This is a genomic window from Microbacterium xylanilyticum (assembly GCF_054654695.1).
Window position 1 is genome coordinate 2,360,964 of sequence record NZ_BAAIEN010000002.1, and the last position, 12,995, is coordinate 2,373,958.

Annotated in this window: 10 protein-coding genes and 2 tRNA genes; 2 read left to right on the forward strand and 10 right to left on the reverse strand. The window is 69.3% G+C overall.

Annotated elements, in window-relative coordinates; all coding sequences use genetic code 11:
- Positions 1 to 12 precede the first annotated feature (12 nt).
- Positions 13 to 2,064, forward strand: a complete 2,052-nt coding sequence (locus ACYQ1L_RS11935) for a M3 family metallopeptidase (protein ID WP_460004336.1) — start codon at positions 13 to 15, stop codon at positions 2,062 to 2,064.
- A gap of 51 nt (positions 2,065 to 2,115) precedes the next feature.
- Here the strand turns inward: ACYQ1L_RS11935 and clpX are convergent, their stop codons facing one another.
- The 10 genes from clpX to ACYQ1L_RS11985 all read right to left on the reverse strand — a co-directional run bounded on the left by clpX (position 2,116) and on the right by ACYQ1L_RS11985 (position 12,760).
- Positions 2,116 to 3,384 (reverse strand): ATP-dependent Clp protease ATP-binding subunit ClpX, encoded by a 1,269-nt coding sequence (gene clpX, locus ACYQ1L_RS11940; protein WP_460004337.1) that lies wholly within the window; start codon positions 3,382 to 3,384, stop codon positions 2,116 to 2,118.
- Positions 3,385 to 3,555: 171 nt separating this feature from the next.
- The gene (locus tag ACYQ1L_RS11945; protein WP_460004338.1) at positions 3,556 to 4,941 is read right to left on the reverse strand and encodes an FG-GAP repeat domain-containing protein; all 1,386 of its coding nucleotides are present in this window, start codon (positions 4,939 to 4,941) and stop codon (positions 3,556 to 3,558) included.
- 129 nt (positions 4,942 to 5,070) lie between these two features.
- Positions 5,071 to 5,922 carry an aldehyde dehydrogenase family protein gene (locus ACYQ1L_RS11950; protein WP_460004339.1) on the reverse strand — a complete coding sequence of 284 codons (852 nt, stop codon included), beginning with the start codon at positions 5,920 to 5,922 and terminating at the stop codon, positions 5,071 to 5,073.
- Positions 5,919 to 7,433 carry an aldehyde dehydrogenase family protein gene (locus ACYQ1L_RS11955; protein ID WP_460004340.1) on the reverse strand — a complete coding sequence of 505 codons (1,515 nt, stop codon included), beginning with the start codon at positions 7,431 to 7,433 and terminating at the stop codon, positions 5,919 to 5,921. Before ACYQ1L_RS11955 ends, ACYQ1L_RS11950 begins: the two co-directional genes overlap by 4 nt.
- 13 nt (positions 7,434 to 7,446) lie before the next feature.
- Positions 7,447 to 8,415 carry a deoxyribose-phosphate aldolase gene (deoC, locus tag ACYQ1L_RS11960; protein WP_460005813.1) on the reverse strand — a complete coding sequence of 323 codons (969 nt, stop codon included), beginning with the start codon at positions 8,413 to 8,415 and terminating at the stop codon, positions 7,447 to 7,449.
- A 41-nt stretch (positions 8,416 to 8,456) separates the two neighbouring features.
- Positions 8,457 to 9,413 (reverse strand): sugar-binding transcriptional regulator, encoded by a 957-nt coding sequence (locus ACYQ1L_RS11965; protein WP_460004341.1) that lies wholly within the window; start codon positions 9,411 to 9,413, stop codon positions 8,457 to 8,459.
- Positions 9,414 to 9,558: 145 nt separating this feature from the next.
- The gene (locus tag ACYQ1L_RS11970; protein WP_460004342.1) at positions 9,559 to 10,209 is read right to left on the reverse strand and encodes an ATP-dependent Clp protease proteolytic subunit; all 651 of its coding nucleotides are present in this window, start codon (positions 10,207 to 10,209) and stop codon (positions 9,559 to 9,561) included.
- Between the two features lie 17 nt (positions 10,210 to 10,226).
- A complete protein-coding gene (locus tag ACYQ1L_RS11975; protein ID WP_159575721.1) occupies positions 10,227 to 10,826 on the reverse strand; it encodes an ATP-dependent Clp protease proteolytic subunit in 600 nt (199 codons plus the stop codon).
- 168 nt (positions 10,827 to 10,994) lie between these two features.
- Positions 10,995 to 12,467 carry a trigger factor gene (tig, locus tag ACYQ1L_RS11980; protein ID WP_460004343.1) on the reverse strand — a complete coding sequence of 491 codons (1,473 nt, stop codon included), beginning with the start codon at positions 12,465 to 12,467 and terminating at the stop codon, positions 10,995 to 10,997.
- Positions 12,468 to 12,686: 219 nt separating this feature from the next.
- Positions 12,687 to 12,760 (reverse strand) — tRNA-Pro (locus tag ACYQ1L_RS11985).
- A 128-nt stretch (positions 12,761 to 12,888) separates the two neighbouring features.
- Between ACYQ1L_RS11985 and ACYQ1L_RS11990 the strand changes: the two genes are divergently transcribed.
- Positions 12,889 to 12,962, forward strand: a tRNA-Gly gene (locus ACYQ1L_RS11990).
- Positions 12,963 to 12,995 lie beyond the last annotated feature (33 nt).

The window sequence follows — 12,995 nt, forward strand, 5'->3', positions numbered from 1 at the left end:
TAGGCTCGGAGAATGACGGTCGAGACGAATCCGCTGCTCACGCCCTCCGCGCTGCCCTATGCCGTGCCCGACTACGGGCGCATCCGCGCGGAGCACTACCGGCCCGCCTTTCGGCAGGGCGTCGAGGAGCAGCTGGCGGAGATCCGACGGATCACCATGGCGCGCTCGATGCCGACGTTCGAGAACACGATGGAGGCGCTCGAGCGCAGCGGCGAACTGCTCGACCGCGTGGCGCACGCGTTCTACACCGTGAGTTCCGCGGATGCGACGGCCGAGATCCAGACCATCGACGAGGAGCTCGCGCCGCTGATGGCCGCGCACCACGACGCGATCCTGCTGAACGCGGCGCTGTACTGGCGGGTCTCGCAACTGCAGGCGCAGCTCGAGGATCTGCCGCTGGAGCCCGAGCAGCGCCGGCTCGTCGAGCGCTGGCACCGGGAGATGACCCTCGCCGGCGCTGCCCTCGACGATGAGGCCAAGGTCCGGCTCACCGATCTGAATCAGCGCCTGTCCTCGCTCAGCGCGACGTTCGAGAAGAACCTCCTCGCCGACACGAACGAGCTCGCGGTCGTGTTCGACGCGCCAGAGGAGCTGGACGGCCTCAGCGCCGGCGAGCTCTCCGCCGCGGCGCGCGCCGCCGAGGAGCGGAGTCTGGAGCGCGGCTATCTGATCGCGCTGCCGCTGTTCACCGGGCACCCGGCCCTGTCCGTGCTGACGAACCGGGAGAGCCGGCGCCGGATCATGGAGGCGTCGCGGTCGCGCGGGTCGCGCGGAGGGGAGCATGACAATCGCGGCGTCCTGAGCGAGATCGTCGCGCTCCGCGCCGAGCGCGCCGCACTGCTGGGCTATCCGACGCACGCCGCGGCCGTGACGGCGGACGAGACGGCCGGCACCCCCGCGGCCGTGGAGCGCATGCTGCGCGACCTCGCGGTGCCCGCGGCGCGCAACGCCGAGGCGGAGCGCACGGCGCTGCAACAGCTCATCGACGAGACGGAGGACGAGCCGTTCCCGCTCGAGGCGCATGACTGGGCCTATTACACGGAGAAGCTGCGCGCGGCGCGGTACGACATCGACACCGCGGCCCTGCGAGCCTGGTTCGAGGCGGAGCGGGTCCTGCAGGACGGCGTGTTCGCCGCAGCCGGCCGACTGTACGGCCTCTCGTTCACGGAACGGGCCGATCTTCCCGTGTACCACCCGGGAGCCCGGACGTTCGAGGTGTTCCAGGAAGACGGCACGCCGCTCGGCCTCTACGTCCTCGACCTCTACACGCGCGACAGCAAGCGCGGCGGAGCCTGGATGAACGAGATCGTGAGCCAGTCCGCCCTGCGCAGCACGCTGCCGGTCGTCGCGAACAACCTGAACATCGCGCGTCCGGCCGACGGGGAGCCCACGCTGCTCACCCTCGACGAGGTCAACACGCTGTTCCACGAGTTCGGGCACGCCCTGCACGGCCTCTTCTCGGACGTGACGTATCCGCACTTCTCGGGCACCGAGGTGTTCCGCGACTTCGTCGAGTTCCCGAGCCAGGTCAACGAGATGTGGATGCTCTGGCCCGAGATCGTGAGCGCCTACGCCCGCCACCACGAGACGGGCGAGCCTCTCAGCGACGACGTGATCGCACGCCTGCAGGCCACGGAGACGTTCAACCAGGGATTCGCGACGAGCGAGTACCTCGCCGCCGCATGGCTCGATCAGGCACTGCACGCCCTGCGCGCAGGCGCCGCGGTCGACGACGTCGCCGCCTTCGAGGCGGCGGCGCTCGCCGACATCGGGCTCGCCGAGCCGGCGGTGCCCCCGCGGTACTCGTCCGCGTACTTCGCGCACATCTTCGCCGGCGGCTACAGCGCGGGGTACTACTCCTACATCTGGAGCGAGGTGCTCGACGCCGACACGGTCGAGTGGTTCCGTGAGAACGGCGGGCTCACGCGGGCGAACGGCGAGCGGTTCCGGCGCCGTCTGCTGGCGGTCGGGGGTTCCCGGGATCCGCTCGAGGCCTACCGCGACTTCCGCGGTCGCGACGCCGAGATCGGCCCGCTGCTGAAGCGGCGCGGACTGGACGGCTGAGACGTCGGGGGCGGACGGCCAGGTGCGCCGCCCCCGACGAGGCCGAGCTGCTCAGGCGCTCTTGCGCTTGCGGGCCAGGACCAGCGTGGGCGGAGCGCCCTCGTCGACGGCCGCGCGGGTCACGACGACCTTCTGCACGTCCTCCGTCGAGGGGATCTCGAACATGATCGGTCCGAGCACGTCCTCCAGGATCGCGCGGAGACCACGGGCACCCGTCTTGCGCTCGACGGCCAGGTCGGCGATCGACTGCAGGGCGTCGTCCTCGAACTCCAGCTCCACGCCGTCGAGCTGGAACATGCGCTGGTACTGCTTGACCAGGGCGTTGCGCGGGCCGGTGAGGATGTCGATGAGGGCGGCCTGGTCGAGCGGGGTGACCGAGGCGACGACGGGAAGACGACCGATGAACTCCGGGATCAGGCCGAACTTGTGCAGGTCCTCCGGCAGCACCTCGCTGAACAGATCCAGATCCTTGCCCTTGTCGTGCAGCGGGGCGCCGAAGCCGACGCCGTGCTTGCCGACGCGCGAGGAGATGATGTCCTCGAGTCCCGCGAACGCGCCCGCCACGATGAAGAGCACGTTCGTCGTGTCGATCTGCAGGAACTCCTGGTGCGGATGCTTGCGCCCGCCCTGCGGCGGGACCGAGGCGACGGTGCCCTCGAGGATCTTCAGCAGCGCCTGCTGCACGCCCTCTCCCGAGACGTCGCGGGTGATCGAGGGGTTCTCGGCCTTGCGGGCGATCTTGTCGACCTCGTCGATGTAGATGATGCCCGTCTCCGCGCGCTTGACGTCGTAGTCCGCCGCCTGGATCAGCTTGAGGAGGATGTTCTCCACGTCCTCGCCGACGTAGCCCGCCTCGGTGAGCGCCGTCGCGTCGGCGACCGCGAACGGCACGTTGAGGCGCTTGGCCAGCGTCTGCGCGAGATAGGTCTTGCCGCAGCCCGTCGGACCGATCATCAGGATGTTGCTCTTGGCGATCTCGATCTCGTCGGCCTTCTGCTCGGCCGGCTGCAGCGTTCCGCGCGCACGCACGCGCTTGTAGTGGTTGTAGACCGCGACCGAGAGCGCGCGCTTGGCCTGATCCTGCCCGACCACGTACTCCTCGAGGAAGGAGAAGATCTCACGGGGCTTGGGGAGGTCGAACTCGGCAACCTCGCCGTTCGCCGACTCCGCCATGCGCTCTTCGATGATCTCGTTGCAGAGTTCGACGCACTCATCGCAGATGTAGACGCCCGGCCCGGCGATGAGCTGCTGCACCTGCTTCTGGCTCTTGCCGCAGAACGAGCACTTGAACAGGTCGGCGCTCTCACCGATGCGTGCCATGTGCGTCCTCCTTCGAGACGGGGTCTGCGGTCGCCGCAGAGCGTGCGATCACGACGTGGTTCACCGTGCGGCGGAGCCGCGCTTCGAGCCTAACCGCTGCACCCGACATCGGGCCGTATCGCCACGGATCGCCCCGCATCGGGGCTTCGCGGCCGGCGAACACGCCTCCGCTCAGCTGATGAACCGGAATCCGCCCCAGCCGTTGCCGATCTGCTGCACCGTGCCGACGCTCCCGGATCCTGTTCCGCGATACAGCCACAGGGTCTGGTCGCTCCCGTTCCGGCCGATGATGTCGGCGTTGCCGTCTCCGTCGTAGTCCCCGCCGCCCGTGATCGTCGAGAAGATGTTCCATCCCCAGCCGATCTTGCGAGCCGCCGTGAAGCCCGACCCGGTGCCGAGGTACGCCCAGAGGTCTCCATTCGCGTCCCGGGCGATCAGGTCGCCCCGCCCGTCGTTGTTGAAGTCCCCCGCGACGAGCGACGTCATGCCCCACCATCCGTAGCCGATCTGGACGCGCACGCCGAAGCGGCCGTTCCCCAGCCCGGGGTAGGCGTACAGCGACCCATCGGGGCCGCGGGCCACGAGGTCGGCGATGCCGTCGCCCGTGAAGTCGACTCCGCCCGTGAGGAGGCTGTAGTCGGAAGTCCATCCCGCGCCGACCTGGACCCCGGTGAACTGCCCTGAGTCGTTCCCCGCGTAGTAGTACAGACTCCCGTCGGCACGGAACTGGAGCAGGTCTCCCGCACCGTCGCCGTTGTAGTCGCCGTGGACGATCGCCGTGGTCGTGCCCCAGCCGTATCCGAGGGCATACGCCATCAGGCTCGTCGAGCCGACCGCACCGTAGCTCAGGTACTCGACGAGATAGCCGTCGTCGCGCACGCCGAGCAGATCCGACTTCATGTCGCCGTTGAGGTCGAAGGCCGCGTTGGGCGCCTGCGATCCGACGCTGCCGCGGTACTCGAAGTGATTGTGATCGCAGGAGTCGTCGAACTGCACCCATCCGGCGGGGAGGTAGGTGCTGGCACGGCACTGAGCCTGGCCGAGACCCGCCGGCGCGGGCAGGGCCGTGAACATGGAGTTGATGAGCGCGTAGTCCTGCGGTGTGGCGCCGGTGGAGGGAACGCCGTTGACGCGGGAGATGTCGATCGCATGGCCGCCCCCGGAACGCCAGTGATAGCTGCCGGTGCCGTAGGCGCTGAGCTCGCCCGTGCAGAACCTGTTGAGAGAAGCGACGTAGAGGGTGAACTTCCGGTCGACGACGACGGTCTTCAGCGCCTGCAGGATCACGGGGTCGATGACGCAGTCGCGCACCTGACCCGCGATCACATGGGAGGTCACCGCACCGTCCGCGTACCCGCGGATCTGCGCCATGGGCTCGGGGCTGCCGGTCAGCAGCCCGCTGCCGACGATCTGCTGCGCCAGCGTCTGCGACGCGGGCGGCGGCATGGTGGCCGCGACGGCGTTCTTCGGCACCAGGGTCGCCGCGACCACCAGTGCGACGGCGAACGCCGCCAGCGTCAGTCGCCGCCATGAGTTCCGATGCACGAGTCGCTCCACGCATTCAATATATTGTCCGCCGTGCCCGCGCCCGGACGCCCCGCGGGCGTCGCCCGGGTCGCGAAAGGGCTCGCCCTGCGCAAGGCAGGACGAGCCCTCGTGCTCTTCGACCGGGCGAGGAGCGTTCGCTCAGACCATGCTCTTGGGGTGCCAGACGGTCTTCACCTCGGTGAAGGCCGCGATCCGCTGCGGGGAGGCGATGACCTCGCCCGGCGTGAGCACGCGCTTGAGCGTGTCGGCCGCCGTGATCTGCAGGTCGACCCAGTCGATCCCGCCGGCGCCGGACAGATCCAGCGCGTTCACGTCGGCGTGCGCGGCGAGCCACGGCACCAGCTCCGCCGGAGAACCGGTCAGCACGTTGACGACACCCCCCGGCAGATCGCTCGTGGCGAGCACCTCGGCCAGGCTGATCGCCGACAGCGGGTGGTCCTCGCTGGCCACCACGACCACCGCGTTGCCGGAGACGAGCGCCGGCGCGACGACCGAGACCAGGCCCAGCAGAGCCGAATCCTGCGGCGCCACGATCGCCACGACGCCCGTGGGCTCCGGCGCGGAGATGTTGAAGTAGGCACCCGCGACGGGGTTCAGGTTGCCCGCGACCTGCGCGTACTTGTCGCACCAGCCCGCGTACCACACCCACAGATCGATGGCCTCATCGACCTGTGCGCCCGCCGCTGCCGCGGACACGCCCTGCTGCGCGACGATCTCGTCGACGAACTGGGCTCGGCGGCCCTCGAGCACCTCGGCCACGCGGTACAGCACCTGACCGCGGTTGTAGGCGGTCGCCTTGGCCCACCCGGTCTGCGCGGCGCGCGCGGCCTTGACCGCATCGCGGGCGTCCTTGCGGGACGCCTTCGCGGCGTTGGCGAGGAACGCCCCCTTGGGGGTCGTGACCTCGTAGGTGCGACCGGACTCGCTGCGCGGGAACGCGCCGCCGATCGAAAGCTTGTAGGTCTTGGGAACGGTCAATCGCGCGCTCATGCCGCGCCTCCCTTCTTCGGTGCGGTGACGTCGCCCTTGGTCTCGCTCCGCGCGCTCAGCGCCCGGGGTGCGGAACCGGCCGGACGCAGATAGGCGGCGAGACCCTGCTTGCCGCCCTCGCGGCCATAGCCGGACTCCTTGTATCCGCCGAACGGGCTCGACGGGTCGAACCGGTTGAACGTGTTGGCCCACACCACGCCGGCGCGGAGCTGATCCGCGACCGCCAGGATCCGGGATCCCTTGTCGCTCCAGATGCCGGCGGACAGGCCGTATGGTGTGTTGTTCGCCTTCGCGATCGCCTCTGCGGGGGTGCGGAAGGTCAGCACGGACAGGACCGGGCCGAACACCTCCTCGCGGGCGATCCGGTGCGACGCCTCGACGCCGGTGAAGATCGTCGGCGCGAACCAGAAGCCCTTTTCCGGGATGACGCAGTCGGCGGTCCAGCGCTCGGCGCCCTCGTCCTCGCCGATCCGGCTGAGCTCGCGGATGCGGGCCAGCTGCTCGGCGGAGTTGATCGCCCCGATGTCGGTGTTCTTGTCGAGCGGATCTCCGAGGCGCAGGGTCGACAGACGCGTCTTCAGCCGGTCGATGACCTCGTCGTGGATCGACTCCTGCACGAGCAGGCGGCTCCCCGCGCAGCACACGTGGCCCTGGTTGAAGAAGATGCCGTTGACGATGCCCTCGATGGCCTGGTCGATCGGCGCGTCGTCGAACACGATGTTCGCGGCCTTGCCGCCGAGCTCCAGCGTCAGCGCCTTGCCGGTGCCGGCTGTGGCGCGGGCGATCTCGCGCCCCACGGCGGTGGAGCCGGTGAACGCCACCTTGTCGACATCGGGGTGACGGACGACCGCCGCACCCGTAGCGCCGGCTCCGGTGACGATGTTCACGACGCCCGCCGGCAGGTCGGCCTGCTGCAGGATCTCAGCGAAGATCAGGGCGGTGAGGGGGGTCGTCTCGGCGGGCTTCAGCACCACCGTGTTGCCGGCGGCGAGCGCCGGGGCGACCTTCCACGCCAGCATCAGCAGCGGGAAGTTCCACGGGATGACCTGCCCCGCCACACCGTGCGGACGCGGATCCGGGCCGGCGCCGGCGTAGTCGAGCTTGTCCGCCCACCCCGCGTAGTAGAAGAACCACGAGGCGACGAGCGGCACGTCGACGTCGCGCGACTCCTTGATCGGCTTGCCGTTGTCGAGGCTCTCCGCCACGGCGAGCTCGCGGGCGCGCTCCTGCACCAGGCGTGCGATCCGGAACAGGTACTTGCCGCGATCGCGGCCGCTCATCTTGGACCACACCTTGGTGTAGGCGCGGCGGGCCGCAGCGACGGCGAGGTCGACGTCCTCATCTGAGGCGTGCGCGATCGTGGCGATGCGCGACTCGTCCGCGGGCGAGATGGTGGCGAACGATGCACCGCGTCCCTCGACGAACTCGCCGTCGATGAAAAGCCCGTACTCGTCCTTCAGGTTGAGGATGCTCCGCGACTCGGGCGCGGGCGCGTATTCCAGGAATCCCATGCGTGGTCCTCCGTCAGTCGATGGTGACGTAGTCGGGGCCGGAGTAGTGGCCGGTGGTCAGCTTCTGCCGCTGCAGCAGCACGTCGTTCAGGAGGCTCGACGCGCCGAAGCGGAACAGGTGCGGCTGCAGCCACTCCTCCCCCACGGTCTCGGCGACGTGCACGAGGTACTTCACGGCGTCCTTCGAGGAGCGGATGCCGCCGGCCGGCTTCACGCCGACCTTCTCGCCCGTGAGCCGGTGCCAGTCGCGCACGACCTCGAGCATGAGCAGCGTGACCGGCAGCGTGGCCGCCGGAGCGACCTTGCCGGTGGAGGTCTTGATGAAGTCGCCGCCCGCGAGGATGCCGAGCCACGACGCGCGCTTGATGTTGTCGTAGGTGTTCAGCTCGCCCGTCTCGAGGATGACCTTGAGCGAGGCGGAGGTGCCGTCCTCCCGGCGGCAGGCCTCCTTCACCGCGACGATCTGGTCGAACACCTGCCCGTAGCGCCCGGCGAGGAACGCGCCGCGATCGATCACCATGTCGATCTCGTCGGCTCCGGCCTCGACCGCATCGCGGGTGTCGGCGAGCTTGACCGCGAGCGAGGCGCGGCCGCTCGGGAAGGCGGTCGCGACCGCCGCGACGGAGATGCCGCCGTCGTCGGGATCCCCGTGACGGGCCCCGAGCGCCTCGACGGCGTAGGGCACCATGTCACCATACACGCACACCGCCGCCACCGACGGGCAGGACGGATCCGACGCGTCCGGCAGCTTCGCCTTCGAGACGAGGGAGCGCACCTTGCCCGGGGTGTCGGCCCCCTCCAGCGTGGTGAGGTCGATCAGGCGCACGATCGTGTCGAGCGCCCAGGCCTTGGACGTGGTCTTGATCGAGCGCGTGCCGAGGGCTGCGGAGCGCTGCTCGAGTCCCACAGCGTCCACGCCGGGCAGGCCGTGCAAGAAGCGGCGCAGCGTGAGGTCGTCGGGCTCGCCGCCGAGCACCTCCAGTGCGGAGCGCCGCGCGAGGTCGGTCGTGGTCGAAGTTCCGGTCACTTGTCCAGCTCCAGGAGAGTCAGGGCGGTCGCCTCGTCGGTGACCACCATCGTGCACAGTTTCGCGGTCACGACGGTGCGGGCGATGTCGTGCTTCGCCTCTCCCGCCGTGACGAAGACGGTCGTGCGCGCCTCGCGCAGCCGTTCGAGGCTCAGTCCGACGGTCCGGGCGTCGAGCTCGGGGTCGACGATGTTGCCGTCGGCGTCGATGTAGCGACCCAGCACATCCCCCACCGCGCCGCGGCGGGCGAGCTCGTCGATGTCCCGCACGGTCAGGTATCCGTTCTCGACATGAGCGGATCCGGCGTCGCAGACACCTGCGGTGAACAGGTAGGCGTCGGCCTGCGCGGCCTGATCGAGCACGCCGGCGACGGTGCGGTCGCGCTCGATCGCCTGCTTGGTCTCCAGGCGCTCCAGGATGGCGGGACTCGGCAGCAGCGCGACGTGCCCGGAGGCACGCTGCGCGATCGTCGCCGCGAGGGATGCGGCACCGCCGGGCCGGCGGTTCACGCTCACGCCGCCGTTCATCTGCACGACCGTGACGCCGCGAGCCCATCCCTCGGCCATGCGTTCCGCGATCGCGGTGAGCGTGCGCCCCCAGCTGACCGCGAGGGTCTTCGGCACGGGGCGGAGTGCGGCCAGGTGGTCGGCGGCGCCCTGCGCCACGCGACCGAGCGTCTCGGCATCGCTGGAGCCGTTCGGCACCACGACGGCATCGGCGAGACCGAAGCGCTCGCGCAACTCCCGCTCGATGCCGAGCTTGCGCGCCCGTGGGTGGACGATCTCGATGCGCACGATCCCGTCGGCCCGGGCGTGCTGGAGCAGACGCCCGACCTTCCAGCGCGAGATGCCGAGGAGCCCGCCGATCTCGTCCTGCGTCTTGTCCTCGTCGTAGTAGAGCTCCGCGACGCGGACGGCCAGCAGCTCGTCGTCATCGATGGCGGAACGGGGCATGCTCCGAGGATACCCTCCGCCACACGCACGCGCACAGATCTGCTCATATGAGCAACGGGCTCCGCTCACCCGCGCAACCGGAGCGGAATGCGGAAGGGGCGGCCCGGATCGGAATCCGGACCGCCCTCGTCGGCAGCTCAGCGCGTCAGCTCAGCGCCTGGCGCTTGCGGCTGGACAGCACCTGGTCGACGATGCCGTACTCCTTCGCCTCCTCGGCCGACAGGATCTTGTCGCGATCGATGTCGCGGTTGACCTGCTCCGCCGACTTGCCGGTGTGCTTGGCCATGGTCTCCTCGAGCCAGGTGCGCATGCGGAGGATCTCCGCCGCCTGGATCTCGATGTCCGAGGCCTGGCCGTGACCGGCCTCGCCCATCGCGGGCTGGTGCATCAGGACGCGCGCGTTCGGCAGCGCGAGGCGCTTGCCGGGCGCGCCGGCCGCGAGCAGCACGGATGCGGCGGAAGCGGCCTGGCCGAGCACCACGGTCTGGATCTGCGGCGCGACGTACTGCATCGTGTCGTAGATCGCCGTCATGGCCGTGAACGAGCCACCGGGCGAGTTGATGTACATCGTGATGTCGCGCTCGGAGTCCTGACTCTCCAGGACGAGGAGCTGGGCCATCACGTCGTCGGCGGACGCGTCGTCCACCTGCACGCCGAGGAAGATCACGCGATCCTCGAACAGCTTGTTGTAGGGATCCTGGCGCTTGAAGCCGTAGGCCGTGCGCTCCTCGAACTGAGGAAGGACGTAGCGGCTCGAGGGCAGGTTGCCGGCGGAGCGGAACGTGGGTGTGTACATGGGTGTCCTCTCCAGCCTTACTTGTCCGAGCCGTCGGCGCCGGTGCCGCCACCGCCGTGCACGTCGCTGGCGTGCTCGCGCATGTGGTCGACGAAGCCGTACTCCAGTGCCTCCTGCGCCGAGAACCAGCGGTCCCGGTCGCCGTCCGCGTTGATCTGCTCCACGGTCTTGCCGGTCTGCGCCGCGGTGATCTCGGCGAGGCGCTTCTTCATGTCCAGGATGAGCTGCGCCTGCGTCTGGATGTCGCTCGCGGTGCCGCCGAAGCCGCCGTGCGGCTGGTGCAGCAGCACCCGGGCGTTGGGCGTGATGTAGCGCTTGCCCTTGGTGCCGCTGGTCAGCAGCAGCTGGCCCATCGAGGCGGCCATGCCGATCCCGACGGTGACGATGTCGTTCGGCACGAACTGCATCGTGTCGTAGATCGCCATGCCGGCCGTGATGGATCCACCGGGCGAGTTGATGTAGAGGTAGATGTCCTTCTCGGGGTCCTCGGCGGCGAGAAGGAGGATCTTGGCACAGATCTCGTTGGCGTTCTCGTCCCGCACCTCGGATCCCAGCCAGATGATGCGATCCTTGAGCAGCCTGTCGAAGACGCTCGTCGCGACCAGGGGTTCAGCCATTTCCGCTCCTGTTTCCGTGTTCGGTGATTCGAATCTACCGGCGACAACGCACGCGCCCGGCCGTGTTCGCCGTCGGCATATCAGGCGCCGCCGCGACCGCAGCCAGGGATGCGAAAGGGGGCGAGCACGCGCGGCGCTCGCCCCCTTCAGGATCCTCGGATCCGATGCTTACTCGGCGTCCGCAGCCTTCTTGGCCGGAGCCTTGCGCGCCGCCGGCTTCTTGGCGGCCGGCTTCTCCTCAGCCGGAGCCTCAGCCGCGTCCTCGGCCTTCGCCGCTGCCTTCTTGGCCGGGGCCTTCTTGGCGGGGGCCTTCTTCGCCGGAGCAGCCTCCGCCGGAGCCTCCTCCGCCTCGCCGGCCTCATCCTCGACGGCCACGAAGCCGGTCAGATCGACGGGCTTGCCGTTCGAGTCCACGACGGTGACCTTGCCCAGTGCGACCGCGAGGGCCTTGTTGCGGGCGACCTCGCCGACGAGCACAGGCAGCTGGTTGGCCGACTGCAGCGCCTCGACGAACTCCTGCGGAGCCATGCCGTACTGCGCCGCGGACTGGATCAGGTACTGGCTGAGCTCATCCTGCGACACCTGGACGTTCGCGTCCTCGGCGATCGCGTCGAGCAGCACCTGGGTCTGGAACTGCTTGGTGCTGGCCTCGGTGACCTCGGCGCGGTGCTCGTCGTCCTCCAGGCGCCCCTCGCCCTCGAGGTGGTTGTGCACCTCGTCCTCGATGAGCTGCGGCGGGACGGGGATGTCGATCTGCTCGAGCAGAGTCTCGATGAGCTTGTCGCGCGCGGCGGAGGCCTGCGTGAACACGCCCTGCTGCGAGACGGACTCGCGGAGGCTGTCGCGCAGCTCGCCGATGGTGTCGAACTCGCTGGCGATCTGAGCGAAGTCGTCGTCCGCCTCCGGGAGCTCGCGCTCCTTCACGGTCTTGACGGTCACCGAGACCTCGGCCTCCTCGCCGGCGTGGTCGCCGCCGACGAGCTTCGAGCGGAACGTGGTGTCCTCACCGGCGGTCAGCGACTCGATCGCGTCGTCGATGCCCTCGAGCAGCTCGCCCGAGCCGACCTCGTAGGACACGCCCTCGGCACGGTCGATCTCGGCGCCGTCGATGGCGGCGACCAGGTCGAGCTCGACGAAGTCGCCGGCCTTGACCGGGCGGTCGACGGGGACGAGCGTGCCGAAGCGGGCGCGGAGACGGTCGAGCTCGGCGTCGAGAGCGGCGTCGTCGGCCTCGACGGCGTCGACGGTCAGCGTGATGCCGTCGAGCGAGGGCACCTCGATCTCGGGACGGACGTCGACCTCGACCTCGACCTTGAGGTCGCCGGAGAAGTCCTTCTCGTTGGGCCACTCGACGACCTCGGCCGACGGACGGCCGACGATGCGGAGGTTGTGCTCGAGGGTCGCCTCGCGGAAGAAGCCGTCCAGGCCCTCGTTGACGGCGTGCTCGATGACGGCGCCACGGCCGACACGCTGGTCGATGATCGGCGCGGGCACCTTGCCCTTCCGGAAGCCGGGGATCTGCACGTCCTGCGCGATGTGCTCGTACGCGTGCGCGATGCTGGGCTTGAGGTCTTCGGGGGTGACCGTGATGTGCAGCTTGACCCGAGTCGGGGCAAGCTTCTCGACGGTGCTGTTCGCCATGCTGGTGTGTTCTCCTTGTGAATGTCCCGCGCGGTGGAGCGCGGTGTGAGGCTTTGGGGGCTCGCTCGACCCCTTCGGGTCGAGCGTCGCACGGGGCGCATCTCCACACGCTTCTCCACACGTCGCATGCGCGACGCGTGAAGCCTCGGCGCTGGAGCCTCGCCTGTCGACCTCGTGCAGTGACGCGAACGATCCTGCGGATCGTTCTCGTCACTGCAGTCGGGGCGACAGGATTTGAACCTGCGACCTCCCGCTCCCAAAGCGGGCGCTCTACCAAGCTGAGCTACGCCCCGGGGTAGGAACCCGCGCGCGCGGGAACGGCCTTGAAGAGTCTAACGGAACCGAGCACCCCCGACAGTCAGGTATGCTCGTGGATGCACCGGGACGTTCCGTCACGGTCGGCCTCGCTCGGCAAGGGCCCGGGGGTGTAGCTCAATGGTAGAGTCTCAGTCTTCCAAACTGATTGCGCGGGTTCGATTCCCGTCACCCCCTCCAGCACTTCCCCCGCTCCCGGCGTAGAGTTCGCTC